At 41.6% G+C, this 25,493-nt stretch carries 26 protein-coding genes; 8 read left to right on the forward strand and 18 right to left on the reverse strand.

Going from position 1 to position 25,493, the window contains the following annotated elements:
* Positions 1–52: 52 nt before the first annotated feature.
* The 7 genes from ICE89_RS01990 to ICE89_RS02020 form a co-directional block, all read right to left on the reverse strand.
* On the reverse strand, positions 53–1,261 hold the full coding sequence (locus ICE89_RS01990) for an integrase (protein WP_216264473.1): 1,209 nt from the start codon (positions 1,259–1,261) through the stop codon (positions 53–55).
* Between the two features lie 305 nt (positions 1,262–1,566).
* The gene (locus ICE89_RS01995) at positions 1,567–3,021 is read right to left on the reverse strand and encodes a glycosyltransferase (RefSeq protein WP_216264475.1); all 1,455 of its coding nucleotides are present in this window, start codon (positions 3,019–3,021) and stop codon (positions 1,567–1,569) included.
* On the reverse strand, positions 3,018–4,043 hold the full coding sequence (locus ICE89_RS02000) for a HEAT repeat domain-containing protein (RefSeq protein WP_216264477.1): 1,026 nt from the start codon (positions 4,041–4,043) through the stop codon (positions 3,018–3,020). The genes ICE89_RS01995 and ICE89_RS02000 overlap by 4 nt, the downstream gene beginning before the upstream one ends.
* A gap of 70 nt (positions 4,044–4,113) precedes the next feature.
* Positions 4,114–5,100 carry an NAD(P)-dependent oxidoreductase gene (locus tag ICE89_RS02005; protein WP_215272512.1) on the reverse strand — a complete coding sequence of 329 codons (987 nt, stop codon included), beginning with the start codon at positions 5,098–5,100 and terminating at the stop codon, positions 4,114–4,116.
* 6 nt (positions 5,101–5,106) lie between these two features.
* Positions 5,107–5,940 (reverse strand): YaiO family outer membrane beta-barrel protein, encoded by an 834-nt coding sequence (locus ICE89_RS02010; RefSeq protein ID WP_216264479.1) that lies wholly within the window; start codon positions 5,938–5,940, stop codon positions 5,107–5,109.
* Positions 5,941–5,970: 30 nt separating this feature from the next.
* The gene (locus ICE89_RS02015) at positions 5,971–7,251 is read right to left on the reverse strand and encodes a nucleotide sugar dehydrogenase (RefSeq protein WP_216264481.1); all 1,281 of its coding nucleotides are present in this window, start codon (positions 7,249–7,251) and stop codon (positions 5,971–5,973) included.
* Between the two features lie 162 nt (positions 7,252–7,413).
* Complete coding sequence (locus ICE89_RS02020) at positions 7,414–7,908, reverse strand: hypothetical protein (protein ID WP_216264483.1); 495 nt, start codon at positions 7,906–7,908, stop codon at positions 7,414–7,416.
* A gap of 126 nt (positions 7,909–8,034) precedes the next feature.
* Here ICE89_RS02020 and ICE89_RS02025 point away from each other — a divergent pair, with 126 nt between their 5' ends.
* Positions 8,035–9,603, forward strand: a complete 1,569-nt coding sequence (locus ICE89_RS02025; protein ID WP_216264500.1) for a diguanylate cyclase domain-containing protein — start codon at positions 8,035–8,037, stop codon at positions 9,601–9,603.
* A gap of 561 nt (positions 9,604–10,164) precedes the next feature.
* On the opposite strand, the gene budA is transcribed toward ICE89_RS02025, so the two are convergent.
* From budA to ICE89_RS02045, 4 genes are all read right to left on the reverse strand, one after another.
* Positions 10,165–11,013: an acetolactate decarboxylase gene (gene budA / locus ICE89_RS02030; RefSeq protein WP_216264503.1), complete on the reverse strand. Its 849-nt coding sequence runs from the start codon at positions 11,011–11,013 to the stop codon at positions 10,165–10,167.
* A gap of 5 nt (positions 11,014–11,018) precedes the next feature.
* Positions 11,019–12,695, reverse strand: coding sequence for an acetolactate synthase AlsS (gene alsS, locus ICE89_RS02035; RefSeq protein ID WP_216264506.1), 1,677 nt, complete (start codon positions 12,693–12,695; stop codon positions 11,019–11,021).
* A gap of 263 nt (positions 12,696–12,958) precedes the next feature.
* Positions 12,959–13,249 (reverse strand): hypothetical protein, encoded by a 291-nt coding sequence (locus ICE89_RS02040; protein WP_216264509.1) that lies wholly within the window; start codon positions 13,247–13,249, stop codon positions 12,959–12,961.
* A 17-nt stretch (positions 13,250–13,266) separates the two neighbouring features.
* The gene (locus tag ICE89_RS02045; protein WP_216264510.1) at positions 13,267–13,707 is read right to left on the reverse strand and encodes a DUF6641 family protein; all 441 of its coding nucleotides are present in this window, start codon (positions 13,705–13,707) and stop codon (positions 13,267–13,269) included.
* Between the two features lie 310 nt (positions 13,708–14,017).
* Between ICE89_RS02045 and ICE89_RS02050 the strand changes: the two genes are divergently transcribed.
* The gene (locus tag ICE89_RS02050; RefSeq protein ID WP_216264513.1) at positions 14,018–14,545 is read left to right on the forward strand and encodes a hypothetical protein; all 528 of its coding nucleotides are present in this window, start codon (positions 14,018–14,020) and stop codon (positions 14,543–14,545) included.
* Between the two features lie 257 nt (positions 14,546–14,802).
* Positions 14,803–15,372 carry a site-specific integrase gene (locus tag ICE89_RS02055; protein WP_216264516.1) on the forward strand — a complete coding sequence of 190 codons (570 nt, stop codon included), beginning with the start codon at positions 14,803–14,805 and terminating at the stop codon, positions 15,370–15,372.
* Here the strand turns inward: ICE89_RS02055 and ICE89_RS02060 are convergent.
* A complete protein-coding gene (locus ICE89_RS02060) occupies positions 15,364–16,473 on the reverse strand; it encodes a hypothetical protein (RefSeq protein ID WP_216264518.1) in 1,110 nt (369 codons plus the stop codon). The two genes, ICE89_RS02055 and ICE89_RS02060, sit on opposite strands and share 9 nt — an antisense overlap.
* Before the next feature lie 206 nt (positions 16,474–16,679).
* Here ICE89_RS02060 and ICE89_RS02065 point away from each other — a divergent pair, with 206 nt between their 5' ends.
* The 5 genes from ICE89_RS02065 (at position 16,680) to ICE89_RS02085 (ending at position 19,186) form a co-directional block, all read left to right on the forward strand.
* The gene (locus ICE89_RS02065; protein WP_216264520.1) at positions 16,680–17,474 is read left to right on the forward strand and encodes a hypothetical protein; all 795 of its coding nucleotides are present in this window, start codon (positions 16,680–16,682) and stop codon (positions 17,472–17,474) included.
* A 61-nt stretch (positions 17,475–17,535) separates the two neighbouring features.
* Entirely contained in the window at positions 17,536–18,243 is a 708-nt protein-coding gene (locus tag ICE89_RS02070) for an AAA family ATPase (protein ID WP_216264536.1), read from the forward strand.
* Positions 18,236–18,394 (forward strand): hypothetical protein, encoded by a 159-nt coding sequence (locus ICE89_RS02075; RefSeq protein WP_216264537.1) that lies wholly within the window; start codon positions 18,236–18,238, stop codon positions 18,392–18,394. Before ICE89_RS02070 ends, ICE89_RS02075 begins: the two co-directional genes overlap by 8 nt.
* Positions 18,381–18,605, forward strand: a complete 225-nt coding sequence (locus ICE89_RS02080) for a hypothetical protein (RefSeq protein ID WP_216264539.1) — start codon at positions 18,381–18,383, stop codon at positions 18,603–18,605. Before ICE89_RS02075 ends, ICE89_RS02080 begins: the two co-directional genes overlap by 14 nt.
* A gap of 20 nt (positions 18,606–18,625) precedes the next feature.
* Positions 18,626–19,186 (forward strand): hypothetical protein, encoded by a 561-nt coding sequence (locus ICE89_RS02085; RefSeq protein ID WP_216264542.1) that lies wholly within the window; start codon positions 18,626–18,628, stop codon positions 19,184–19,186.
* A 27-nt stretch (positions 19,187–19,213) separates the two neighbouring features.
* Here the strand turns inward: ICE89_RS02085 and ICE89_RS02090 are convergent, their stop codons facing one another.
* The 6 genes from ICE89_RS02090 to ICE89_RS02115 all read right to left on the reverse strand — a co-directional run bounded on the left by ICE89_RS02090 (position 19,214) and on the right by ICE89_RS02115 (position 25,227).
* Positions 19,214–20,422 carry a site-specific integrase gene (locus tag ICE89_RS02090; RefSeq protein WP_216264544.1) on the reverse strand — a complete coding sequence of 403 codons (1,209 nt, stop codon included), beginning with the start codon at positions 20,420–20,422 and terminating at the stop codon, positions 19,214–19,216.
* A gap of 232 nt (positions 20,423–20,654) precedes the next feature.
* The gene (locus ICE89_RS02095; protein ID WP_216264547.1) at positions 20,655–22,019 is read right to left on the reverse strand and encodes a caspase family protein; all 1,365 of its coding nucleotides are present in this window, start codon (positions 22,017–22,019) and stop codon (positions 20,655–20,657) included.
* Positions 22,020–22,132: 113 nt separating this feature from the next.
* Entirely contained in the window at positions 22,133–22,594 is a 462-nt protein-coding gene (locus ICE89_RS02100; protein WP_216264550.1) for a hypothetical protein, read from the reverse strand.
* A 1-nt stretch (position 22,595) separates the two neighbouring features.
* Complete coding sequence (locus ICE89_RS02105) at positions 22,596–23,102, reverse strand: OmpA family protein (protein WP_216264551.1); 507 nt, start codon at positions 23,100–23,102, stop codon at positions 22,596–22,598.
* A complete protein-coding gene (locus ICE89_RS11760; RefSeq protein WP_216264554.1) occupies positions 23,099–24,736 on the reverse strand; it encodes a caspase family protein in 1,638 nt (545 codons plus the stop codon). The genes ICE89_RS02105 and ICE89_RS11760 overlap by 4 nt, the downstream gene beginning before the upstream one ends.
* Positions 24,733–25,227, reverse strand: a complete 495-nt coding sequence (locus tag ICE89_RS02115; protein WP_216264555.1) for a hypothetical protein — start codon at positions 25,225–25,227, stop codon at positions 24,733–24,735. Before ICE89_RS02115 ends, ICE89_RS11760 begins: the two co-directional genes overlap by 4 nt.
* Between the last annotated feature and the right edge of the window lie 266 nt (positions 25,228–25,493).

The following is a 25,493-nucleotide window of genomic DNA, read 5'->3' on the forward strand; positions in this document are numbered from 1 at the left end:
ACTTTAGGTGTCGGGTAAAACCGACACCAAATGGTCATACCCTCACCCATCTCTACCCTGCCAATCTTTCTGCACTAAGCATAGGGGTTAACTTGCTGTAGTGGCGCTCAATCATTCCCACGCTAGTTCCCATCTGCTTTGCAAGAGTATGAATATCGACACCTTCTTCTAATCTAAAGGTGGCATAGGTATGGCGTAGGCTGTATAAAACCCTATTCTTGCCAGCCGCATCCTTAAACAAACCCGATTCAACCATTAAGCGTTCGAACACGCTATCTAGGCTATGCGGAGCATCACCTTCGGGAAACACAAATACCTTGCGATCTAACTTGGCTTCAATGACAGCATCGAGATTGGCATAAGGCAAAGCTTGCCACTTGATTAGTCGCTCTAAACTATCAATAACAAAGTGGCGGGCAATCAAATATCTCGGCCCCGTTTTGCCCGACACCCAAATTCTTAGGTAACGTTGCTCACCTATCCAATGCCATTGCAGACTCTTCCAACGTATAGGCATGCTTTCAGTGCCCTGCCGTATTCCAGTACCTAATAAGAACTCCACATACACTCGGCAAAGCCTACGCATATGGTTACTGCGTTGATTACGGCCAAACCTTTCCCAATCCTGCATGTATTCCAACAAGTAATCGATCTCTTGGTGGCTAAAGGCTGGCCTAACCTGCGCAGCACCACCAGTGATTACCAATAAGGGAATATTGCGGTGTTGTGAAATAAGCCCTTGTGCTCTAGCCCGCTCAATCACCCGCTTATAAAGACCAGCATGACGCCTTTGGGTATAAGTTTTAGGCTCTTTACCCATTTTGGATATTCGCCAAGCAACGTAGTCATCAACTAGCTCTTGGGTAATGTCGTTAACTTGGTAATTGCCAAAGAACGGGATTAAGTACTTGGTATAGATATGGATGTAGTCAACATGGGTACGCTTATTGGAGTTCGACTGGACAACCTTGGCAGCCATAGCCAGCTCTTGCGTGGCTAATTGACGAAAGGTCTTGGACTTAATGGCTAGATCACTGGCAATCTTGACCTTGACTGTTTCATAGATCGCAATAGCTTGGGTTGTGGCTTCGGCTAACTGGTCAGATCCAGTACTAGCGGAATGCCAAACCCCCGTAGCAAGCTTAAATCGACATTGCCACTGGCGACTATTGGGTCTTCTATAGAGAGTGAGAAGGCCATCAAGGAGTTTGATGGGCTCTTGAGCGATAGTAGAAGCAAACAACATGGATAAATGATTCATTACAAGCGTCTCGTTACATGACGCTTGTAATTATGTTTTCAGATTTGCGTTTGGGCGACCTGAATTATTTACTGTCGGTTAAACCGACAATGCAGCGTCAAGGCCGCGATAGACTGTTGCTGATCACAAAGCAGCCCTTTACCCTACTTACTAATGGCAGGCTCAAAACGACCCATAGCAGACATCGGCATTAAAAAGGAATAATCAATTCTTCCATTAAATATCTATAGAAATAGTAAGGGCCAAGAAATCCTGCCATCTTGCCATAACCTGCCCGAGTCTTAAAGAAGCAATCATTGTCATACTCAGTCTTTTATTTTGATGTTGTCAAGAGGTGATAAATATCCAGTACGCACTCGATAGCCATATGCAATCTTCCCCTTAATAAGAAGGTCGTAGATCCCCATAATCCGGCTATATGTATGAAATTGGTGATAACCAAATTGTTCGAAAAACCCTGTCATCAGAAGACGTATCAGGCTGCTTGTTTTATCTTGCCGAAAGCGTGAAAACTCCTGCAATAAAACAGCACTTACCGAGACCACTACTCCTAGCACTACGCCAAATATAAAAAATAAGGCAATGTCTGTAAGACTTGCAAGGCCTACAAAATAGGCAAATGGGGCTAGCAGCATAGTCAAGCCCTCCACTAAAGCAGAGAGTGCCTCAAAGATAAAGAAAAAAGGAACGCCGAACATACCTACCATGCGATAACGGGGGTTAAACATCATGTCGCGATTCCAAATGAGGGATTGTAAGATTGCCCTCTGCCAAAAGTTTCTTTGAGAATTCAGCGCCTTCCAAGTTTCTGGCACTTCTGAGTAACAACCAGGATCTGGTATGTAGGCAATCCTTAAAGGGCCTAACTCTTTATGATTTTGGATATACCGATGAATACTCACGGTCAATTCAAAATCGTCCACTACTGCATTTAGATTAGCGCCACCAACTTTCAAAAAAATATCCTTACGGACTAAAGTGTATGCACCAGACATGCAAAGCATGCTATTTAACTTTGATAAACCTGCCCGGGCCCACTGAAACGCCCTGAGATACTCAACATACTGGAACATTGGCAGCCAATTTTTTGGCAGTCCACGACTAATGATTTTTCCATCATGGACTATGAGTCCATTTGAGGGTCGAATCATCCCTGTTGCCGCTACAACATATTGATCATCCAAAAATGGATGAATCATTCTTAGCAATGCATCCTCTTCTAGAACGCAATCAGCATCAATCTGACAAATAATAGGATAGCGTGCATGCTCTACTCCTGCATTATTGGCATCAGCTCTACGACCATTTTCCTTATCAACTACTAGTAAGTTAGGATATTTTTCGGAAAGATATACACCATGCACTAGCTTTGTCTGTAATTTTTTACTAAAGACGTGCTTAGTAGGAAACATTTTGAAACGCTCTATCAGCAGTCTCAAGGTAGCGTCCTCTGAGCCATCGTTTACGACGATTACTTCAAATCGAGGGTAGCGCAGTAAAAGACTATTCAGAACCGTTTCAATAATCATCTTTTCTTCGTTATACGCAGAAATAACAATTGAAATAGGTAGTGTCAAGCTTGATTCACTGATGCGTTTGAACTCTCCAAAATGAATCCCTTGGTGATATTTTCTTTGTTCCCAGGCGCCTAGAATAATTAATAAGAAATAGATACCATGCATTAACAGGAAATACACCAAAATCGCTTCAATTAAAAATTTTGCTAATGTAATAACCGCTGGATCAAACGCAATACTCATACGCTTACCTCTGAATGACTTCGATCCAAAATCATTTGGGATATTTCTCGAGCAAATCGATCAGGGCTTTTTAGACTTTGAAGCAAGGCCTCTTTTCCATCGACGCCTAGATCCCCTAAAGATGAAGCGCAATTGAATCTGACCCACCAAACCCTATCAGTTAATCCCAGCTGAAGTGCCCTAATGCTTACAGCCCCAGGGAAATGCTCTAAGGCTTTAGCGGATACTGATCTTATTTCCCACCGATCATCAAGCATGCCACCCAAAATCATTGGAAAAGCTCTAGCATCCCCTATTAATCCCAAAGCCCTATAGGTCTCGATTCTGATTTCCAGATTAATATGCGATGTCAATTGAGTCAATGTAGAAATACTTGAGCTTGCTTTCTTATAGCCTAAAACTGCAATGGCGACTTGTATACCCGATTCGCTTGCCGCAGGATCATTTAAGTACTGAACCAAAATTGGAATAGCGCGATCGTCAAAACGGAGAATAATTTCGATTAAGCGTTCAATGGGCCATGAACCTTGTAAAGCTAAACTATCCAGAATTGGTCTGATAGATGCAGGATCATCGAGCTCAGAAAGAGATAGTGCGGCTGCTAAGCGCACATCTAAGTACTCATCCTCTAGACCATGGAGCAGTGGTTGTATCGTAATTGAAGCTGGAGCAATAAATGGTAAGTAGGTCATTGCATTTAGCCTATCAAGCCAGTGCCCTGAATTTAGCCGTTCAAGCTCATCACTAATGACAAATTCACAATGACATTCTGGGATCACTGCCAGCAATCTTGCTTGGTACTCTGGGTTTGCCGACACCGACATTTGCGCTAAAACTCCAACCAGCTCGCCTCTTTGAGAAAGAATCAGTTTTTCTAGAGCAAAAGCAGATAGATTGCTACTTAGATAGGATTCAATACAGTTTTTTAACCACTCTCGGCTTAAAGCAATCTTTTTTTGTCTATAGTTCGCATAAATGTTGTAAAAGATTACCAGCACAGAAAGAATGATTACTACTGCCAATAGGAATAAAACACCATATGAAAAAAAAATGAATAAGGAAGAATGGGGTGTTAAATTAATAAGAGCCTCACTACGTCAATTCAATTGAGTTTTTATCGGCGCTCAGTGCAATTAATTGATCAATCGTTGCATCCAAGGTCCATTGTGATTTGAATCCAGTGAGCGCCAGAAGCTTTTTGAGCACTGGGCGTCGATGGGTAATATCCTCAAATTCCAAGCCATAAGCCTCTTCGTAGGTAATGTTTTCGATACTTGCTTGCTTACCAGAGCGTTCAATAATGCGCCTTGCTAAATCTCCAATAGAAATTTCTTCGTCGCTACCAACATTCACAATCTCACCATTTGCGGCAGGATTTGATGCAAGAAGATCTAAAGCTCGAACCGTATCGGCCACATTGCAAAATGAACGAGTTTGTGTACCGTCGCCAAATACCGTTAACCCTCTTCCTTCCATGGCCTGTTTGATGAAATTTGGAAAGACCATGCCATACTTTCCCGTTTGACGAGGACCAACAGTATTAAATAACCTAGCAATCACTACTTTGATATTGGATTTCTTCATAAATGCATAAGCAAGATACTCATCAGAGAGTTTTGTCACTGCATAACACCACCGTAATCTACCTGCTGAGCGCAAGACGATGTCATCGGTCTCTTCAAACGCTGGTTTTGTATTAAAGCCATATACTTCAGAACTTGATGCGACTACCACTTGTGACAATGGGTTTACTTCAGCAACCGATCGAAATACACGCTCCGTTCCAGCAATATTGGTAGCCATTACAGCGCGCGGATCCTCTAGCACTTTCTTAACGCCTACAATCGCTGCCATATGGTAAATACGATCAGACCAACGCACTTCAGCTTTTAAACCATCCCAAGTCAATATATTGGCTTCTTGAAACTGAAATTTTGGATTTTGAAATAGGGCTCCAATATTGCTAATTTGCCCAGTGGATAAGTCATCTACTACGTGAACTACATCATTCTTAGCTAGGTGATAGGCCGCTAAATGAGAACCAATAAATCCTGCTCCGCCAGTAATCAATATATTCATGTCATCCTAAAAAGTAGCTCGTAAGCCAAGTTGTCCACCATTACGTTGATAGTAAGAGCCCTCTTTTCCATGCCATAGTGCTGTCGTAACCCCTATAGTCTTTGTAATCCAATACAAACTATCGATTTGAATATATTGAAATTGAATACTGGCGAGATTATTTAGGGCTACTACTGCGGGCTCCATCCCTTGTGCGTAAGTAAGGCCTAAGCGGTTTTCGCTAGATCCAATCCACTGGCCTTGAACCTTAGAAGCAAAAGAACCTTGATTGCGATTGATTGAGGAGACCATACCAACATAGGCAAATCTAAACTCACCAATATATTTTTCTAGCCCTAGGCTATACATATTGGTTGCAGCATTGGCATAGGATTCTGAGTATTGTTTCTGGTTTGCAGCAACAATATAACCAAAACCCTCTGGAAGTTTTCCATTCCAACCTAGTCCCAAAGATGTTTGAGGTAAAAAATTAGGATTTGCAGAATACACTCCATCCAAATTAATTACTCCAAGTTTTGTTGGGTATGCATATGCAATATTAAGATCTTGGTCAACCATGCTAAAACGTTGTACATTTTGGACTTGTACATTGACTAAGCCATTTTCATGAAGAGGTAGAGAAAGATTTAGATACTGTGCGCTCCAAGATGCATAGTTATTGGTTAGCTGATCGTAATTCGATCCAATTTCTACATACGGCGCAGCATCAAATACTGCTGGCCTACCTGCATAACCAGTTGACAACTCATCTAAGGCTGCAGTTCCAATCTGCACATTGACAGCATTTTGGGCAAGAGCTGACCCAGCACTAATTAAGAGCAAAAAGGGGATCCTCGCCATATTATTAGGTTCCTAACTTCACCTGAATACTCACAAACGCCACACTGAAAATCCAGCATTCTCAAGATCAGTTCTGGAAATGGCACTCTGAATATCTATAAAGCAACCGTGTGGACGCAATTTACTAGTTAATTGCTCTATTGGCATTGCCATGAATTCATCATGACTAACGGCAAAAATGATGGCATTCACAATTGGCAAGTCATCCCACTCAATCAATTCAATTCCATATACTGAATGGGCCATCTGTGGCTTTACAACTGGGTCGTAAACGATTACTTCCACCTCAAATGACTCGAGCTCTTTAACTGTGTCAATAATCTTAGAGTTACTAAGATCCTGAACATTTTCCTTAAAGGCCAATCCAAAAATACAGACCTTGGCGCCATTGATGACAACCCCTGCTCTAATCATCTGCTTGACTGTCTGATCGGCAATATATTTCCCCATGCCGTCATTAATTCTTCTACCCGCCAAAATCACATCTGGGTGATAGCCCAACATTTCTGCTTTATAGGTCAGATAGTAAGGAACCACGCCAATGCAATGCCCTCCAACCAAACCAGGTCGCATTGGAATGAAATTCCATTTCGTAGATGCGGCATCAATCACTTCTTGGGTATCAATACCCACCAAGTTTGAAATGATGGCGACTTCATTCATTAAACCGATATTCAAATCGCGCTGAGTATTTTCTACTACCTTTGCAGCCTCGGCGACCTTAATACAAGAGACGCGGTAAACACCTGCCTTAATAATCTTTTCATAAAGGGTCGCAACGCTCTCTAAAGTTTCTAAAGTATCGCCAGAAACAATTTTTACTATATCTACTAAGGTATGTTTTTTATCCCCAGGGTTGACCCTCTCCGGAGAGTAACCCACATGAAAATCCGTTTTCCATTTAAGGCCAGATGCAGCCTCTAATGCAGGAATGCATTCCTCTTCAGTAGCACCGGGATAGACAGTTGACTCATATACAACTGTTACCCCCGGCTTCATATACTTTCCAACCATCTTACTTGCCGCGACTAGAGGATTTAAATCAGGCTGATGCATTGCGTTGACTAGGGTTGGAACTGCCAAAATAATAAAATCTGCAGCAGCCAAACAACGAGGATCATCGGAAAAGGTGAGATTTGGGGAGTTAGCTAGTTCCTCTGATTCGACCTCGCCTCCTGGTGCTTGGTGCGCTTGTAGGAGTGATACTTTCTCAGTAGAAATATCGAAGCCAACTGTTGGGAAATGTTTGCCGAACTCTATAGCAAGCGGTATACCTACATACCCCTGACCCACAATTACTATAGATGTCATGACCCGCCCTACAAAGATTGTTTTAACTTCAAAATCTAGGGCGGTAGTCTTAGCGGGATGCTAAGACAGCTCGAAGGTTCGCATTTCTATGCTACAAAAATTATTTAAGTACTTTTTGTTCTAGATCAACAAATACCTCTTTCTATCAACATATAGCCTTGTTTAAGACTTACCCCTAATAGAATCAGCAACTTCTCTTGCTTGATTGGAAAGCTTGACTGCTTCAGCCGCTGAATCTGCTGCCATCCTAGAGGCGGTAGCAGCTTCAGATGAGGCTTTAAGTAGCGACTCTTCTGCTTGATGTGATACTGCAGATGCAGCAGCAGCTGCGGCAGCTGCGGCAGCTGCAGCGGATTCCACTGCTGCTAGTGCTGCGGCTACTGCGGCTGTTACCGCAGCCTCTACTACGACTATTAAGGCAGGATTAGCAGATGCCTCTTTGGCTGCAATCATGGCATTCATTGCAGCAATTCGGGATTGTTCGGTAGATCTAGCGGCTCGTTTTGCTGCTTCAGATGAGTGAAGCGTTAAATCATTTAGGGTATTTAAAGCAATTGAATAACTTCTACTGACGCCTTTATAAGTAGACCTGAGATCATCAAGGTCGGTTTTAAGTGCTGCTAGTTGAACATAGACTTGTTCTAGATTTTGGGTCATGACTTCCTATTGGGGTTGACTTCTCTTTTGAGCATACTCGCTATTCCAATAAAGAAGTAAAGTATTTATCTTGCTTTATAGCCATCAAAAGTACTTTTAAAGAAGCATTGAGCGCATACTGAAAAGATGCCCCCCAAATCTAGATCAATTACTACTGATCACACACGTCTTTCTGACTTAACTCGGCAATTAGAGTTAATGGGAAAAGAGATCAACAAGGACCAAGAATCCCTAAAATCTATTATCACGCCAATGGCTCTCATGGTAGTTCGTGCAGAGAGTGCAGAAGCGGCGCTTGCAGCCAGTGATCTAGCCTTACAGGCCTTACAACTTCTTCAGGCTAATAGTATTGAAATTATTCATTCTGGTGAAATCGTCATTGCCTCCATGAAAGCCACCATCAAAGAAAATGATGAAGATAAAGCCATCAAACTGCATGCTTTGGCTGAGCTATCGAAGATCATTGAAAAGAATAAGGAATCACTCAAAGCAAGTGCTGAAGCACTTTCTGCAGTCAAAGAGCTTGCCTTTACTGATGCTCTAACACATCTACCCAATCGAAGACTGCTCAATGATCGCCTAAGTCAAATCATTGCATCTAATAAACGCTGGGCTTCTTATGGCGCAGCTATTTTTCTAGATTTAGATAAATTCAAAAAAATTAATGCCGAGTATGGTCATCAAGCAGGAGATGATTTATTAATTTTAGTAGGAAGTCGCCTTAAATTGGCTGTGCGTGAAACTGATACTGTTGCACGGTATGGAGGAGATGAGTTTGTAGTTTTACTAAATCGTCTCAATGGCAATCTAATTGATGCCAGAGTTGAGTCTGAAATCATTGCCAAGAAGATTCTTGCTGCGCTAGAGCCACCCTATACCCTACATGTCCAAATGCCCGATGGCGTAACGAAGAGGATTGAATGCAGGATTTTTGCCAGTCTAGGCGTGGCAATGTTTAATGGGGACTTGAAAACAGAAAGCGTCATTTTAGACTGGGCAGATGAGGCGATGTATTGGGCTAAAGCTGAAGGCGGTAGAACTATTCGTTTTTATGACGCCAAAAATTCTAGTGACCAAACATTAACTAAGCTTTATCAATTGGCTATTGATAATGACGATGAATCCAGCAATCACGGCATTCGCACTCGAAAATATGTAAAAACTCTAGCGCATCGCGCTCAGCAAATGAATTTGTATCCCAATCAGTTGAGCGATGAGATTATTGAACGATTATTCAAAACCACCCAATTACACGATATAGGCAAGACAGAAGTTCCATATGCCATCCTTCATAAAAAGACAAAATTTACACCACAAGAATGGGAGGTTATGAAAAACCACGCAGCACTTGGCGGCATGCTTCTTGAGGCTGCTAAAAAGCAAAATGTGGAACTTTCTGACCTTCTCAATACGGCAATTGATATTGCCACTAGCCATCATGAAAATTGGGACGGGACAGGCTACCCAAAGGGTCTTGCTGGAAATGCCATCCCTTTAGGTGGACGCTTGATGGGAATTGCGGATGTCTATGATGCATTGATCAGTAAAAGGAGCTACAAAGAGGCTTGGAGCCATGAAGATGTCTGTAAAGAAATCATCTCGCTTTCTGGCACTAAATTTGACCCTTACCTTATAGAAGCGTTTAAGCGCGAAATGGATAATTTCAAACTCATTGCTGAGATCGCAAAAGACTAGCTATATGTCCACTATAGGCCATTCTCTGCCACCACCAATCATCACCCAAATTGAACGTCAGCAAGCAACCCCATAAAAGCCACCAGACCGTCGCGTAACCGGACATCCGATAGTCGGGTCAAACCGACACCTGATCACCAGGGTTCAAATTTCAACTGAGTCGCCCCATAGTCCACTAGGATCCGCCACGCCCTAATACAAGATCGGGTTCTCGATAGCAAAGCTAGATCATGATTAGCCACAATCAGGCCAATAGACCAGCCTAAATATGTATGAAGAAATGTGAAATTTGGCCTGCCCAGCACGATTCGAACGTGCGACCTACGCCTTAGAAGCTGTAAAAATGAGGCTAAACAACACTAAAAACAATCCTTTTAAGGTGTTGGCTTTTGGTGTGGCATAGGCACCGAGAGTTGTGGTTTGAGGTGGAATAGCTCTGATATTGGGTGGCATTCGCAGGCGGTTGGGTGGTCAGAGGTCGCTATCGACCCAAAACGGTCATTCAGCCTTTTATAAACCAATCTTGTGTTGAGCATTAACTTCGATTGTTTTATTTTTTTATCAGTGTTCAGCTTTACTAAGTGCTTCAGCTGAATCACCTGATAAGTTTGCCTTAAGAAATCCTGGCGTTTCTGGCAAGGCTATCGCCAGATTATCTGCATCCATTACCTGTAGTTTAAGATTCTTAGCCTCAACACCTAGAACATGACCACCATGCAGATGATCACCGGAGAGAAAGTGCAGATGATATCCAGGCACACTTAAGGTTGACGCATAGGTAGGTGACCAAAAACCAAGCAAAGTCCCAGGAATATTCTTGAACTTAAAATCTTCCTGATGACTTGTCGCAGTCACAAGGTCAGTGCCAGTAGCTACCTTACATGTAACCCTATAGCAAATTTCGTCAAAGATTCCGTCTATACGAACTGCAGTAAAGAGATTTTCAGAGCGACGAAGGGAGTCAATCTGCTTGCAAAGATCCTCCCAACTACTTACCGAGTCAATCACTGCACTTCGATCAGCCTCAAATTCAGCACTAAACCAAAAAGGGGTTGTAGCAGAATCTGAGGGCGCAACAACCGACCCGTCCCCTAATGCTTGGTAAACATGTCCATCTAGCATTAGACCTTCACCATTAAGGGAGTCGAAAGTACCTATTCCAAAATTGCCATGCGTTTTAATCCTACCCACATTCATGCAACCCTCAAAAACCCCTTGAACCACGGCATTTGAAGTTGATACCTCATACAGCGTGTGATGCTCTACGCCAAGCGCCTTTGCTAGCGAATCTTGGACTAGATGATCAATGGTCTCACCAGTTTCAAGACAACGCTTTTGCAGAGCGTTATAGAGCGAATCAGAGACATTAATACTGAGGGCCTGACTACCCGGTATGTTTGACTTTGCCATGGTGATTAATTAACAAAGCTCTGAACAACGTCTTGCATTAAACGCTCATTCAGACTGTAGTCAACAGGTACATGAATGAGAACGGGTACCTCAGATTTAAAAGCCTCTTCAAAAATACCTGGAAGCTCATCTGCGGACTTAACGCTATAGCCCTTACAACCAAAAGATTCTGCAAACTTGACTGGGTCATAGTGGCCGAGAGTAATGCCAGCTGTTTCGCCATAGCGTGCTTGCTCCTGAAAACCGACCATATCATAAGAATGGCTATCCCAAATAACGTGAACGAATTTGGCACCAACACGCACAGCAGTTTCCAACTCGGTTGCAGTAAATAAGAAGCCTCCATCACCAGAAGTGGAAAGTACTCTTTCGCCAGGATAAAGAAGGCTCATCGCAATCGCCCAAGGGAGGGCAACGCCAAGTGTTTGCTGACCATTGCTCACTAAAAAATTACGTGCGTTATCAGCAGCGCTGTAACGATTCATCCAAATATAGTTAGAACCCACGTCAAAAGATACATGCGTGCCAGGTGTCATTTGCTTTTGAAGCTCATAGACAAGACGAAGAGGCTCAACAGGGAATTTGTTCATTGATTTACCCTCGCCTAGGGTGTCACTAACCTCTTTAATGGCTGCTTTGGCAGCCGATATGAATGCCGGATCAATTTGTGTCGTGATTCCAGCAGTAAGAGCATCTAAAGACTCGCCAATATCACCAATTAATCCTGTGGATGGCAAAAACGCATTATCTTGATAAGCAGGGATTGAATCTAGGCAAATAACTGGGCGATCTAGATTGGTATTCCATATAGAAGGGTCATATTCAATTGGATCGTAACCAATTGCTAGAATCGCATCGGCCTGATCCAGTAACTTGTCTGCGGGCTGATTTCGAAATAAACCGATACGACCTGCATAAGTTGCTCCACAAGCAGTTGCAACCCAGCCGCCTGCACCTTGAAAGGTTGAAACATATGGGATCCCGGATTTCTTGAAGAAATTGATTAGCGCATTAGAAGTATCCTGACTTGATGACTGCATACCGAGAATAGCAATAGGTCGCTTACTTGCTTTTAGAGTGTTGAGAGCTTCGTCGATGCTTGACTTTGCTGCAGAACCCATCGGAAGCTTCTTGCCCCAAGTAGCATTAACATCACCAGGATAGTCCGCTAAACTAACATCTCTGGGTAGTGATAAAAATACAGCGCCACGACGCCCGCTTTCAGCAACCCGAATGGCATTGCCCATCAATTCGCCCACCTGATCAGGAGTGACTATTTCTTCAGAAAGCTTAGTTACTGATTTCATTAAACTAGTGGAATCAAGTGACTGATGTGTTTTCTTCAAACGCTCATCGACAGGCACTTCACCACCAATAGCTAAAACAGGGTCTCCTTCACTTGTAGCGGTTGCCAATCCAGTAGTCAAATTGGTAACACCAGGGCCAGATGTTGCGATACAGACACCGATCTTGCCAGTCAGGCGTCCAAATGCTGCTGCCATGAAAGCTGCATTCTGCTCGTGGCGGCAAATAACCACCTTAATTTTAGAATGCTTAAGAGCAATAAAGAGACTGTCAATTTTTGCACCGGGGATACCAAAAACATGTGTAACCCCATGATTTTCTAAAATCTTAACAATCGCGTTAGCGCAGTTTTTGGGATTATTTGGCTCGATCGTCATGTTGATTCATCCAGTATATGTAATTAGAAAAAGAAATTCTTTACCACAACTACTTCCGTTATCCAATTAATTGAGGCGCATAAATTTTTAGTTTATGGCGTTGATATCTAAATAACTTTTGCAATATAACTAATTTTGATGACAGCTTAATTAATCCGTGCACCAAAATGGATCAGTCATTCAATGGCTCTTAATGGCCGAAAGCAGTCATCCAGAATCAACCTACGCCCTACCCGGGCGTTCCAAAAGATGAGCCAGCTTGGTCAGGATCGAGCCAGTTCAGCTTGTCCAGCCCGAATCTTCTGCCTAGCTCGCTCTGCCTTAACAGCTGCTTGATCCTGCTTAACCCGATCTTTCATTGACTTAATACGCTGCTGATCAGGAGTTAAAGGCTTGATTGTGGCTACTTCAGTAATGGCTAAGGGATAGCTCACTATAGAATCCATGCCAAATTGATACTGCAAGATTAAACGTGCATGTATTGGACTATCAGCAAATACGGCTGTTTTAACCAATTGACCTTTTACACGCACACCGGCTTGATACTTGTTCATACAAGTATTTAGTTAGCCTACTTACCAAAGCCACTTCTTAGCTTGGCACTGGCTATCTCGATTTGACTATCCAGCTCCCCTGCTTCTACTGCAATCTTGATAGTCTCTAAGGCCTTGACTAAAGCCTCGCCACTTTCAACTTCTACGCTGGGCTTTCCCTTGGCTAGATCAATTGTCCAGCTACCGTAACGAACTGAAAAACACACTTTGCCTTCATCGCTCTGAAACCACCAAGGCTTGATGCGTTTGGGCACCTCTACTTGCTTAATTAGGCCAGTTTCACGATCTTTCACACTTCTGAACTTGGTCACTACAAACGAAGTGCCTTTCAACTGGCTTTGGGCCAACTGGATCTGCTCCCATAAGCGGCTCGAAAGTTTATTCCTGCGAACCACGATAGCAGGCATATTGCGGGGCTTTTTAACATCTACTAATTTGAGATTACTTAATACGCTCATTTGATTCTCCTATGTAATTAATGGGCATATACAAGTTAATTTCGAATTGGCAAATGGACGACCTCTATTTAATTTGGCTAATTTTGGATAGAAAAAATACGGTTTTTATTAACGAGGGATAAATATTTACGAGTCGCGTAATGAGTTGCTTTGAGATGCGATTGAGAAATAGTTGCTGTTGCAAATAGGAGTTGCGGTATTGGGGACAAATGAGTAGCCCTGACTAGCAACTCAAGCAACAGCATCTGTCTTTTGAATCTGCCACTCTCTGCAACTAAGCGACTTCTTTCAAAATTAAAGGAGATTAAAAATGAAAGAAATAACAGCCCGTTTATGGGAAAACAAACTATATGGAACCACTTATGGCAAAGGCCAATACCGCAAAGCCATCTATAACGGCACATTGGAGCTAAACGATCCTTATGCCAAGTATTTAGTGGATTTTGAGGAGATCGCTGACTGGTTTCACTTTACTAAAGCACCCTTGCATCATTCCATCGCTAAACGATTGGATAGCATTCCACAAAATGAAGCAGGCATCTTTATGACTTGGCTATATCGATATGAGCAAGGCATAAAGACTGCTATTGGTGGTTATGGCGCATTAGACCTAAACCATAATCGCATTCTGATTCAAATAGACGATCAAGACCTTGAATTAAGCGAACATTGGGAATTGCCTGTACGCAGTTGCATTGCTAGGATTCCTGGCAAACCCACGCCAGTACTCATCGCTACTACGCTTACGGAACTAAATTCACCTCAAAAACCGTCTACAAACGGCGCATTTTTCGGGGGAAATAAGCAACTACTTAAGGAGTTAATCAGCCGCGTATAGCGTTGTTTTGAGGGGTTTTATGGGGACCCCACTTTTAAGGATTTTTCGTGTCGTCTAAATCCCACGAAAAAGCACTACTTTCATAAATACTTACATAAAGATGCAGGTTAAGAAAATATAAATAATCTTAACCTGCTTTGTAAGTCATTGAATCTTGGAAGAATTTTTGTCGGGTAAACCGACAAGATTAAGGTCGACCTTTTTGCAATAAGAAAACATACTTAAAACGCACCTTTTATTTATGGAGAAATTAAAAAATGGCACAAGCAAAAACCCTATCCCAAGCAGAACTAGATCAAGTACTTGATTACGTTAGTACCAAAAAATATGCTTTGCGTGACAGAGCAATCATTCTCACCAGCTTTCTTGGTGGCCTTCGCGTTGCCGAAATAGCCAGTTTAAAAATGGGTGATGTAGTAAATCCTGATGGCACGATAAAGAACGAAATCCGGCTAACTGCAGAGCAAACCAAAGGAAAACATCCCAGAACAGTCTTTGTTTCGCAGCGTTTACAGACTGAATTGGCCAACTACTTAACAACAAGGCATATCAAAGATCCAAGCATCCCTTTCTTCCATACTGATAACCGCCTAGGCTTTAGCGGTAATGGCTTATGTGTCTGGTTCTTTCAGTTATACAAGAACGTAGGTATTTGCGGCGGTAGCAGCCACTCGGGTAGAAAATTTTTCATCACTACCTTAGCTAATAAAGGCATTGGTGTTCGAATCTTAGCCAGCCTTGCCGGCCATCGTTCGATTGCAGTAACTCAAAGGTATATCGAGGTTAACGATGAGCAAAAGAGAAATGCCGTAGAACTATTAACGTAATCCTTTTTTTACTTGGGAATTTCGGTACATTTCTCGAGCAATTTCTAAAGCCATTTCTTCAGCCTTTACTTGTGACTCTGATTCAATCATTTTCTTGATTTCTTGCTCTTGGAGAGCCTTCGAAATTAACTCTTTATAGTCATCCTTCGCTTTTTTCTTTCGCTTGATGGGCGTAACAAAGCTATTATCAAGTTGCAATAATTCATTCAATGTTTGATTCAAATCTTTATAAAGAACTTGCTCTAAGGCTGTGGGATCAAATTTCAAGCAAGGGATACTCTGTTTTGAAGGAAAAACCCCTCTTGCAGCATTCTCAGAAATATACCGAGCCTCTGAAAGATTCTTACTCATCAACATAGATAAATAACGCTTAGCCTTTTCAGATAGTTTGTTGTTGTAATCCGCTTTAAGGCCAACTATTTCCTGTCTTGGAATTTCGATTAACGAATCATCTTTACGCTTAGATTTATCTTTAATAAATTCTACAAACCCCTCCTTCATTACAAATGATTTAGTAATATTCCTAAACGCTCTACTTTTTTTATCATGTACCAAGCTATCTCTAAAATGATATGCAGCTAGCCAATTTGGTAGCCATCCATTTTTTTGTACCAATCGGTCATGTCTACTGATGTTGTATTTCTCGACAACGATTGAATACCTATTTTCTAAAGTTGTGTCTCTTATTTTATTTTTTAAAAACCCAACTTTATTTTGATTATTAATATGAGCTCTTCTTTTATTCTCAATTAGAAGGGTTAAAACTTCAGCATTGTATTTTGAAGATCTAGTGAAATCTGGCTTAAAAAGTAATGTCGGCTCTTTAGACTTTGCCTCAATAATTTTGTGGCCAGTTTCAGCCCACCACACATCAAAAGTTCTATCGAATACATTTCCACATAATGAGTACATCTCTAGCACCTTATGAAAGTCAGGTACTTTATTAGTATTCCGCGCTTTTCTTTTGTCTGAGCGACTTATATGAGCAATGTAGTAGCTAGGACTAATCACCAAAAAATTAAAAAACATCCGATGCCTAAATGTAGGTTTAGGTATCGGATCAATATCTGATGGCAGCTGCTCAAAAAGGTTGCTACTCATAATTTAAATGTTATACAAAATAAATACATTCTTATTCTATACAACAAAATGATCTTTTTTTCAATCTAAATTGGCGTTGTATTAGCAGCGCCCACTTCAAATATTTGCCTATTTTGAAGACCAAATACCGCTGGGAAACCAGCAATGCCTTTCCAGAGTCAATGGCTAAGGAAAGTTTTTTAGTAATTCTTAATAAGGAGGTCAATATGACCGAAGTCTTAGATGTAATAAATATGGAAACCAAATCTACCTCGGATTTAGCTGAAAAAGTCAGTCTAAATAACCGTAAAGAGATTGGCGATGTAGTAGATAGACTAATAGCCGAGCGTAAATCATGGCAATCTAATGAGTTTGCCCGCAGCAATCAACGCCTCTATCAGATTTTACAGAGCTGCTATGTTCTGTACAAAGACATGTCTGGCGTATCTGGCGAAAAGTTAGCCCTCAAGCGTGCCTTTAACAAGTACTGCGAGGAATTGGGTTGCAATTTCAAAGATAGCACTCACCTGATGGTCAAAATAGTAAGCTGTGTATTTGGCAACGATAATCGCCGCCGCACTTCAAGCTATGCCAAAGCATTACGCATAGCAACTGAAAAACGTATTAGCGTTATGGATATTCCCAAGTTCCTCAGTGACGCTGGTGGTGTAGAAGAAGTCCGCCGGGAAAGCAAGTCAACCAAAGCCACTACCAAAAAAAAGGCTGCAGCTGGATTGAATTTAATGGCCAGTAAAGCCCTAGGCTCCGTCCAAAGCGATGACTTAAATGCGGTATTTGATGAGGCTGCCTATAACGGTGCGGTGTTATTGATGTCCACCCGCGAAGTTAATGGAAGCTTTCAAATTAAATACGTGCTTCAAAACGGCGTACTTATTACCAGCGCCCTAGCCCATCTTCCAGCACTTCTTAAAGAAAAGGGAGCGTTAAAGGCAGAAGAGCAAAAGGCAGCAAATGATGACCAAGTTCGCTCTGAAGCGATCAACCAGGCACTAGTGGCCTAAACCCCATTGGGCGCTTCTAATAGGTCAAGGAATAGGCAAATTGAACACATACTCAAGGAGAATGATGATGACATTAATTATTAACCCGCCAACAATGCTAGATGACTTTCCGCTAATGCCGCATACACGGCAAAAATTAGAAATGATCCTTAGCGGAACCATTAAATTTCCAAAACAGAAAAAAGGATTACTGCTATACGGAACCTATGGAACAGGCAAAACCACCATGGCAGAGCTTTTGCCAGGATGGATAGAGACAGCTAAAACTACCTCTAGCTGGAAAAATAGACCTATTGGCGAGCTAGTTGATGCTACCCAACCAAACTATGATCTACACCCCTGTGCCCAGGGCCAAAATGGCGTGACCTTGATTGGAAGAATACAGACACAAACAAGCCATATGAGCTTTAACTCAACAGGTCTACATTACGTGATCCTAGATGAACTAGATCTACTTACTGAAGCAGCTAGTGCTTCTTTAAAGGCAATTATGAATCGTACAGATGTTGCATTCATTCTGACAACTAATCACCTTAATAAAGTAGATCGCGGAGTACAAGATCGATGCATTTTGATTGATATGAACGCGCCACCACCAACTGAGTGGCTAAACAAAATACATACGATATACCAGGCCTCAGGATTAACGCCACCGAGCAATCAAGCCATTACTAGCATTGTGCAAGCTGGCAATGGATCGGCACGCAATATTTTGACTGACACTCAAATTGCGGAAGAAAAAAGACAGGGAGATCTGCAAAATGCTTAATCAATTTTTATCAAAAGTTATTTGGGTAGATTTTAAAACCAAGCGAATTTATGACTTGAAAAATTTAGGCCGTCCAGACAAGTCTTCCCAACCAATTCCGTGGCTTTGTCAAAAAGCACGCATTAAGGAGAGAAAAAATGGCCATCGTTAAATATAAGGTCATTGGATCATTTACTGATCGCTGGTACTACTCTCAAATCGTTAATGTTGACGACAGTATCTATGTTACACATGACGACCAAATTGAATTTATAGAGGATTTTCTTTGTGATGATTGCCTCCAATTTGATCCAAATAATTGGAAAGATGAGGGTAGTGAATGCGTTGATTATTTTGTAATTGATAAATTTATTAAGCTATAGATCAATCAAGAGTAAACATCATGCGATACCCAAGAGCTTTTTTTATTTTTGATCACCAAGAAAACCTGCCAGATGCAGAATATTTTAAAGGATTATCGAATTCAAGTAGGGCAGCTTATGTAGCCGGAATCTCACAACCCATCAAGTCAATCGAGAATCAGGTTCATCTAGTGCTAGCCGCAAACTCCTATTTAAGCAATGAATTCAAAAAGTCGAAGGATGTTGTTGTTCTTAGCTTTCCAAAGATCTTTGATTTTCTTCTGGCGTATTTTGGCGATAAAAATCTTAGTCTTTTTTGGATAGATGATCATGATTCCTATGAGCGTATTTATATAGCCAATGATGCCTTGGATGAATTGGGCTGCATGGATAGTTTTTTGTACGATGCTTACCATGCATATTTCAACGCCTATAAAGGTTTTTACCATTTAGCCAGACGTGATCCTCACCCTCACGACGTCATTATTACCACCATGCAAGCGATGGCTAATGGTGAAATAAAAACTGTCTTGGAGAGTGAATTACGGGTTCATCTTACGCAACTTCTCAGCGTTAATGTGTTAAATCGAATTGATCTTTAACTGTAATCTATTAAGTATCAATAAATTCTAAGCTAATTTCTTAGCTGCCATCATAGGAGTAAGTTTTGAGTAATGCCGCTCAATCATCAAAGTCGAAGTACCCATTTGCCTAGCTAAGGTGTGTATGTCAACACCTTCAGCTAGTGCGAATGTGGCATAGGTATGGCGTAGGCTATATAAAGTCCTATTCTTACCAGTAGCATCCTTAAACAAGCCAGACTCAACCATAAGCCTCTCAAACACGCTATCAAGACTATGGGGTGCATCGCCTTCTGGAAATACAAACACCCTTCGATCTAGCTTGGCTTCAATTACAGCATCTAGGTTCGGATAAGGCAAAGCCTGCCAAGCAATTAATCGCTCTAAAGCCTCAATGACAAAATGTCTTGCTATTAGGTATCTAGGGCCAGTTTTGCCAGACACCCAAACCCGTAAATATCGCTGCTCACCTATCCAGTGCCACTGTAAAGATTTCCAGCGGATTGGCATACTTTCAGTACCTTGCCTTATGCCCGTTCCCAGCAAGAACGCCACATAGACCCGGCAAAGTCTGCGCATATGGTTACTGCGTTGATTACGACCAAACCTTTCCCAGTCCTGCATGTATTCCAATAAGTAATTGACCTCTTGCTGATTAAAGGCTGGCCTAGCTTCAGGTTTATCTCCGGCTACTTCTAATAATGGAATGGTTCGATGCTGGTGAATTAAGCCCTGAGCCCTGGCTCGCTCAATTACCCGCTTATAAAGACCAGCATGGCGCCTTTGCGTATAAGACTTGGGCTCCTTACCCATCTGAGATATGCGCCAAGCTGAATAGTCATCTACTAGCTCTTGGGTAATGTCATTAATTTGATAGGCACCAAAAAATGGGATCAAGTACTTGGTATAGATATGAATGTAGTCAACATGGGTGCGTTTATTGGGATTGGCATGGACTACTCGAGCAGCTGCAGCCAGCTCTTGGTTAGCCAATTGCCGAAAGGTCCGAGTCTTAATGGCAAGATCACTGGCTAGCTTGACCTTAACGGTTTCATAGATAGCAATGGCTTGGGTAGTGGCTTCGGCCAACTGATCAGATCCAGTGCTAGCGGAATGCCAAGCGCCAGTAGCCAGCTTGAAGCGGCATTGCCATTGGTGACTATGAGACCTCTTATAGAGAGTTAGGTCACCATCAAGGAGTTTGATGGTCTCATCATCAGTGATAACGGTAGAAAATAAGAGTGATAAATTATTCATAACAAGTGTCTCGAAAAACGACACTTGCTAGCTTAATTTCAGATTTTGTTAAGGTCGATCGGAAAATTTGTCGGGTAAACCGACACCACAGCGTCAGGGCTGCGATCGGCTACTACTAGACACAAAGAAGACTTTCGCTCTACTTATCGATAGCTGGCTCAAATCGACCCTAAACAGACTTTGGGGACAGTACCTCCGCAAAGTGGATAAACCCAAGCAATCTAAGCCACCATCATTTATTAGACAGGACTAATTCATCAGTCATTAGAGAGCCATAATCCCACGGAACTTGTTTACCGTTTGTTTTTGCCATAACCGTCTTGCGCACTTTTCTGAGTAGCAGGGAAATATCAATTCGCTCATTCATATGCGCTAACATGGCTTCTGTATAAGGACTATTTTTGCCGTCGCCATCTAAGGCAACGCTACCATCCTTCGTTGAGTATGAAATCAATGTACCCCCACCAACCTCCATAGGAGCTAGGCCCCTAGATGCACCACCCGAACTTCTTGAGGCCACTTGTAAAGACCGACTAAGTGGGTTGTCTCGACAGGCATCTAAAAATACTAGCTTAGTATTAGCTTGCATATATTTTTCAACAATAGAATTAACTGGAATTGCGTCAAATTCTACGTTGGCACCGTTGGGAGCTAAAGACATATCCACTGGGATGATGTAATTAATTCCATTAAGTTGAATCCCATGACCAGCATAGTAAAGAATATTTATATCGTACTTTGACGACTCGGTCTGGTATTTGGTTAGGGCTGATATAAGAGACTTTCGATTGCCATCAAGTACTAGATCTACTTTGAACCCAAATTCAGCTAAACGTCTTGCAATAGCCTGGGCATCATTAGTTGGATTGATTAACGTAGATACACCATAGTTTGAATTTCCAATGATTAGTGCCCTTACTGATTTAGTTGTTTGTCTGCTTGGATTTTCAGCATTTGCAACAGGTGGGATCGTCTTTATTGGGGAGGGAATTTGCAAAGCTTCTACCGTAGAATTTATTTTGGTATCTTTATCCTTTGAGGCCTGAATATTTTTTTCATCAATCGGTGGTTGTGTTTGGATAGAACTTGAAGGCAACAAATTAACTTGAGGCTTAGGTTTATCTAGAGCTAACGGCGGTTTAGAGGTTTCTATGTTTTGTAAAGTAGCTCCGCCAACATATTGCGCATAGAATTTTTTATTAGCTTCCAATTCTTCATCGCTGTATTGAGACTTAAATCTTGCTTCATTTTGAGTCAGAGCCACCCAAGCACGAGTTTTTACTTCAAATTCACCCCTAGGAACGGGTACGTTGACCTGGGATGGTGAGGCCTCATAAATGATTTCGCACTCGCATGTTTTAGGATTAAGATTCCTTTTTAGAGCACCTTCTATGATCTTTGATTCACATTCTTGCAGCGCCAAATTAGATGTATTGCGCATGCGACCACCCCAGTAATATGCGCTCCATGGGATCGGACAGGTATTGGGATTTTTGTTGACTGCAATTGAGAAACTTTGCTTCCCATAAATTAACTCTGCAAGTCCATCAGGTGCAAAGGGGGGCCTTTTAATGGTGAAGAATTTGTAATCTGACATGCAACCAGTTGAGCCATCAGCAAAACGTAGCTCTTGAAAACTACTACATTTGCTTGCAAAACTGATATTTGCAAAAGCGAATAAAATAACGAAACAAGTACAGAGTCGAAATCTCATTTAATTTCAAACTCAATTATCTTACTTCCTACCCTACCCTCGGAATCCTGCACATTCAATGTAATCTTATGACTTCCTTTTGGCAGCGCCGCCTCTTTAAGATTAATGCCTTGCGCCGTAACTTGTGCAACACCGAGCAATCTATTGGTAATGTCAATTTGAAAAGTGCCATAGTAGGCTTTAAAACTTTCGGGCTTTACATTAGCTGGCGCCTTAGGAACAAATTTTAATAGGATGGGTGTTGGTGAAGTAATCGAGCCATCTAATTTTGGCGTAATCACATCTATTACAGGTGCGTCTAATGGGGGAACAACTCTGGGATAAAAGGGGGGCTTTGCACTATTTGATTTGAGCGTTTCTTCAGGCGTTACTAACCAAAGGGGCTCTGCTATTACTTGAAGAGGTGCTAATAAAATAAATAGCACAGCAAGTAAACTACTTCTTAATATCATAGTCATCTCAAGAATTTAAAGTAATGCGTACACGGCGGTTCTCAGCGGCATCTGGTTTATCGGGCACTAAAAGCTCATTAGAGCCTTTACCTATTGCCTTCAGACGAACTCTACTCACAGCACCAGTTGACGCTAAGTAATTTAATACCGCAGTTGCACGTTGATCAGAGAGACGCAGGTTATAGGCTGGCAATCCTACTCCATCGGTATACCCCTCAACGATAAAGGTAAAATCTCTTAACTCATTACTATTGATTGCTTTGGCCAAGTTATCTAAGAGCGGTTTACTTTCAGGCAGTATTTTTGCTGAATCAAATTCAAACTGAATGGATAAATCAACCGTTGGCTTATCACGAACCTCAGGCGTTAAATTTCTCATCCCACGTGTCTTTGGTGGATTAGGATTGAGTTTTTCAATTAGCTCATCTGATGAAGCCGAACGTAATACAGTTTGAGCAGTTGCTGCGCCAATCAAAGAAAAAATAAGGAGAGCTAAGAGAATCTTAAATTTCACTGGACCTCCGAAACGGTTAATATTTTTGCGGCAAACTTCTCAGACTTACCTTCAGGAGTTTTTCCAGTGAGGTAATCAATCAAAGCGCCGCGACCCTTAAGATTATTTAAGGCATAAACAAATGGTGAATTAGGATCTGCACCTAAAGCTTCAAGTGACTTTAGATCTCGCGGTGAATCTGAAACCATGACTAAGATATGGTCAATACCCGCAGGCCCTGCAGCCTTAATTTGCCATGACTGACTTGGTAAATTAATTATTTGCCCCGCTTTAATAAAATTATCTTGCTCCAACTTATTTGGGTAGAGAACATAAAAACTCTTCTTGTCAGAACCCAGCAATACTAAATACAAATACCCATCATGGTTAGATTTAATCTGAAGATCTAAGTAGTCTTTATCAATTTTTAAAGATTTTTTAGCCAGTTTTACATCGATAACCCTTTGAGGATTTCGTTGCGCCTCAACATCCTGTAAGGTTGCTAATGAGGCAACTTGAATATTCACCTCTGGCTGGACTGCTGGGGGTTTATTTGGAGGTTTTTGGCTCTGATTCTCTGCAACTATTTGTACAGGCTTTATTGGTTTATTTTCAACAGGCTTAATAGGTTTTGTTGATTCTACGGGCGGAGTTACTTTATTTACTTCGCTAACTGGTTGAATAATTGGCGCTGGTGGCGTAGAAGAAAGATCGTCACGCTGCGATGTTTGGCTATTCACGACAGGAATTAAATTACGATTCCCTTTAATGGTGATATTGCTGGCAATCTGTATAGGACCAGGCATTTGCTTATTCATAATGTCTTGGGCGCATTGCCGAACCTCTTCTAGCGAAACTGCGCCGGAACTATTGAGGTCCCTAGCGCTTCCAAGTAAACATTTCTTAAGAGCCTGCGTGGCAACACCACCTAAGTCTTCCTGATCCCAGCTTACCTCATCAGGCTTTGCAGATGATATGAAAACTACATTCTCTTCTATTGCGCCTAATGCCTTGGTTTCATCAAACAAACTTCTTGTTTTGTAATTTACTGGGGTACAGACTTCTGCACCGGTTCTATCCTTAGCGGCAAATTTTGCTACATAACTGGAATTAAAGGCTGACCTAGTTTTAGTAGTGTTAACAACACCTCCAGAATGACATGTATCTACTAAGAGGATAGACTTATCGACTGATTTATTTAAATTTTTAGTCGCCTCAGCCAGCTCCGTATTGCTGATTACCTCATAATCATAGGTAAGCAAACCCTCAACACAGTTATTCACAAACGGGTTGTAATATCTTGTGCCATGACCGGAGAAATAGATAAAAACTCTACCTCCATCCGCCGCCTTATTGCTAAAAGATTTCATGACCTCTAATACTTTTTTCTTAGTAGCCTCTTGATCCCGTATTACAGTAATGTTTTTATCTGGGATATCCATAGCTCTAGCCATTTCTTTTGCCATAACAATATCTGCTGGCACACCCTTAAGATCAGCTGCTGGGCCGTTATAGTGGCCAATACCAATAATTAATGCAGACCTATTTGTATTTTCTACAGCGAATACTTGCGTGCCAAAAATGGCTAATAAGGAACAAAAAATGCCTACACATGTTCTTACTGAACACTGGGCAATGGAATGGATTGAAGTCACTTAATCTCTCTCGGAGTAAATATCACTTTCTGAACATACAAACCACCTTGTGCATTTCTGCCTAAGGCAATATTGACATCTCGTTTTTTTGCACCTTCCTCAGCGGTATAACTAGCATACTGTCCACCCATCAACTTTATTGCCTGCCAAATCCCGGTAAATAAACCCAGCAAAAGAATTGGGTCTCTAGGTGCAAGCTCGTTAGGTGGTTGGGTTACTGTAATCTTTCCTCCAGTAGTTTCAGCAACTGCTATCCACTTTTCTAAACGGGGAGGCATTTGGTTTGGACTAACTGGATTATAAAACTCTACATCAACTGGATTCTTATTGTTTACAAGGGAATTACCCAGCTCAGTATCAAATTTTTGAGTATCAATAAAAGTTAATGAGTCCTTAGGCGGAGTTAAGCTAATTGACTGACAGCCAAATAAGACCCCTGCGAAAATAAATGTCATCAATAAAATTAATGGCTTAGTATATTTAATGAGCATTTCAATATTTTTACTGGTTTAAACAGCCTTAGTCTACCGTATTAATTATGAGTTTTATAGCAATAATTTGTGCAAAACTAAGTGTAAGGGGCGCATTGGCTCTGTCCAGGGATTTCGGTGGCGCCAAAAGGAGCTTGGGGTTGCTCTATGTCAAATTAATAAAGGGGTACCCCTGTCATAACTTTGACATTTACCAATGAATTTTTTATATTAGCCCCTAGGATTATCTGTTTGCCTAATTAGGAGGCAAAATAAAACAGCAGCAG

It is taken from the genome of Polynucleobacter sp. AP-Kaivos-20-H2 (genome assembly GCF_018882215.1).
Classification (GTDB): Bacteria; Pseudomonadota; Gammaproteobacteria; order Burkholderiales; family Burkholderiaceae; genus Polynucleobacter.